This is a genomic window from Clostridium sp. AM25-23AC, from assembly GCF_003435125.1.
GTDB classification, from domain to species: Bacteria; Bacillota; Clostridia; order Lachnospirales; family Lachnospiraceae; genus Pilosibacter; species Pilosibacter fragilis.
Genome location: NZ_QWGI01000085.1, coordinates 1 through 1485 on the forward strand (window position 1 = coordinate 1; position 1485 = coordinate 1485).

The following is a 1485-nucleotide window of genomic DNA, read 5'->3' on the forward strand; positions in this document are numbered from 1 at the left end:
GAGAGTATGAGAAAATCTCTGTAAATAAGATTCTTCTATGATAATTAAGAGCGATAAGCTTGTGAATCAGGCTTGTCGTTCTTGTTTTATATATAACAGTTGCTTACGGGCATGTCAAGAGCAGGCGGTTTCCCGCCTGTCTTCTTAACCCTTCTTTTGCTTACTCGGGTAAGCGTCCCTCGTACATAATGCTCAGTTCTCCATAAACCTGAGCCCAATCACGGATGGTGGTAGTCCATTTTTTCGTAGCCTCAAAAGTAGCCAGATACAAGGCCTTTAACAGGGCGGTATCGCTTGGAAATACGCTTCTCTGACGGTTCAGCTTCCGGTATGTGGAGTTCAGTGATTCGATCGCATTGGTTGTATAAATGACCTTCCGGACAGTGGTTGAAAATTTAAAAATTGGAGAAACAGCATCCCAGTTGTCTTTCCAGCGTTTCATGGAATTCGGGTATTTCGGAGTCCATTTTTCAGTTACACGTTCCAAGGTAGCCAGAGCCTTCTGCTCATCAGCGGCCTGATAGATGGTTTTTAAATCTGCAGCAAAGGCTTTTCTGTCCTTGTCCGGAACGTATTTCAGGGTGTTTCTTACCTGATGGACAATACACCTCTGGTATTCTGTTTTGGGAAACGCAGCTGAAATCGCTTCTTTAATGCCTGTAAGGCCATCGGCACAGATGATCAGGATATCTTTTACTCCGCGATTTTTCAGTTCGTTCAGGACTGACAGCCAGTATTTCGCACTTTCATTGTCACCAATCGTAATCGTCAGGACTTCCTTTTTCCCCTCCGCATTAATGCCAAGAATAACATAGGCTGCAAGCTTACGAATGACTCCATTATCCCGCACAGAATAGTGGATCGCATCGATGTAAAGGATTGGATATACCTCATCCAATGGGCGGTTCTGCCAATCTTCAATCTGAGGAAGTATCTTATCCGTCACATCGGATATGAAACTTTCTGATGTTTCAAAACCATAGATATCTTCAATCGTTTCCGAGATCTGGCGAGTGGTCATTCCTTTGGCATACATAGAGATGATCTTCTGATCAATATCAGAAATATCTTTCTGACGCTTTTTCACCACCTGTGGTTCAAAGGTCGATTTCCGATCCTGTGGGACCTCGATTTCCATAGAGCCATATCGACTGTTTACCTGCTTGCGTTTATAACCGTTACGATAATCGTCATTGTCAGAACGCTGGGATTTCTCATATCCAAGATGGTCATCCATTTCAGCCTCCATCATTTCTTTAATGGTGCCGCCCAGAAGATCTTTGAGTGCATCCTGGATATCTTCTGCGGTCTCGATATCGTATTCTTCGAGAAGCTGGCGGATGATGTTCCTTTTTCCTTCAGTCATTTCAACTCTGTGAACTGGTTTCTTTTGTTTTGCCATAGTAAAAGGCCCTCCTAATGATATTTATTGTATCATAGAAGGACCTTACTTAGGTTATTTTACAGAAAAAGTTTCATAGGCTC

1 protein-coding gene is annotated in these 1485 nt (G+C 42.9%); it reads right to left on the reverse strand.

What is annotated here, in order from left to right:
• Positions 1-160: 160 nt before the first annotated feature.
• Positions 161-1402, reverse strand: coding sequence for an IS256 family transposase (locus tag DW677_RS17960; protein WP_066548922.1), 1242 nt, complete (start codon positions 1400-1402; stop codon positions 161-163).
• Positions 1403-1485 lie beyond the last annotated feature (83 nt).